Source organism: Neoroseomonas rubea (assembly GCF_016106015.1).
Lineage (GTDB): Bacteria > Pseudomonadota > Alphaproteobacteria > Acetobacterales > Acetobacteraceae > Neoroseomonas > Neoroseomonas rubea.
This window is the reverse complement of record NZ_JACADQ010000618.1, coordinates 1-1,190: the sequence shown is the minus strand read 5'-3', so window position 1 is coordinate 1,190 and position 1,190 is coordinate 1. Positions and strand designations below refer to the sequence as shown.

Below are 1,190 nucleotides of genomic sequence, written 5' to 3'. Positions count from 1 at the left end.
TCAGCCGTGTGCTCTCCCGACCCGGAACGGGGGGCGGAGGTGGCGGCGTGGGACGACCGGCCGGAGGCGCGCGCCGCGGCGGAGGAGGCCGGCATCCCGCTGCGCGACCCGACCGAGGGCCGGCTGCGCGCGGATGCGCTGCTGCTATCGCCGGGCATTCCGCATCGGCTGCCGCAGCCCCATCCGGCCGCGCGCGCGGCGACGGAAGCCGGCGTGCCGATCCTCTGCGACGCGGAGTTCCTCTATCGCGCGGTGCTCGCCGCGCAGTCGCGCGCGCGCTTCGTCGGCGTCACGGGCACGAACGGCAAGTCCACCACCACCGCATTGATCCACCACGTTCTGACGCGCGCGGGGCATGCGGCGGAAGCGGGCGGCAATCTCGGCCCCCCTGCCCTCTCCCTCAACATATTGGGGTCGGAAGGCGTCTACGTCCTCGAGATGTCGTCCTACATGTTGGAGCGAATCGCCACGCTGCGGTTCAAGGTGGCGGTCATGCTCAACCTGAGCCCGGATCACCTCGACCGCCACGGCGACATGGCCGGCTATGCCGCCGTGAAGGCGCGCATCTTCGCGCGCCAGCAGCAGGACGACGTCGCCGTGCTCGGCCAGGACGACGCGATGACGGCCGCGATGGGCAGGGGCCTGCCGGCGCGGCTCGTTCCGATCTCGGGCCACGCCCGCCAGCCGGGCGGCGTCTGGGCGGAAGAGCGGATGTTGCGCGACGAGGACGGACCGATCCTCGACCTTTCCGCCGCCGGCGCGCTGCCGGGCAGCCACAATGCGCAGAATGCCGCCGCCGCGGCCGCCGCAGCCCTCGCGCTCGGACTGACGCGGGCGGAGATCGCCGACGGCATTGCGACCTATCCCGGACTGCCGCACCGGCAGGAACGCGTGGGCGCGTCGGGCGGCGTCGTCTTCGTCAACGACAGCAAGGCGACCAATGCCGACAGCGCGGCCCGCGCGCTCGCCTCCTACGACCGCGTGGTCTGGATCGCGGGCGGCATCGCCAAGGATGGCGGGATCGAGCAGCTGGCGCCGTTCTTCCCGCGCATCGCCCGCGCAGTGCTGATCGGGCGCGACGCGCGCGCCTTCGCCGCGACGCTCGCCGCGCACGGCGTGCCGCATGAGATCGCCGGCACGCTCGACGCCGCGCTGCCCGCCGCGGCCGCCGCCAGGTCGGTAGAGCACAC

The 1,190-nt window shown here is 73.6% G+C and carries 1 protein-coding gene; it reads left to right on the top strand.

Annotated elements, in window-relative coordinates; genetic code table 11:
* Positions 1–6: 6 nt before the first annotated feature.
* Positions 7–1,190: UDP-N-acetylmuramoyl-L-alanine--D-glutamate ligase (gene murD, locus HW577_RS25360; RefSeq protein WP_332837817.1), on the top strand; the 1,184-nt coding region annotated here is incomplete at its 3' end.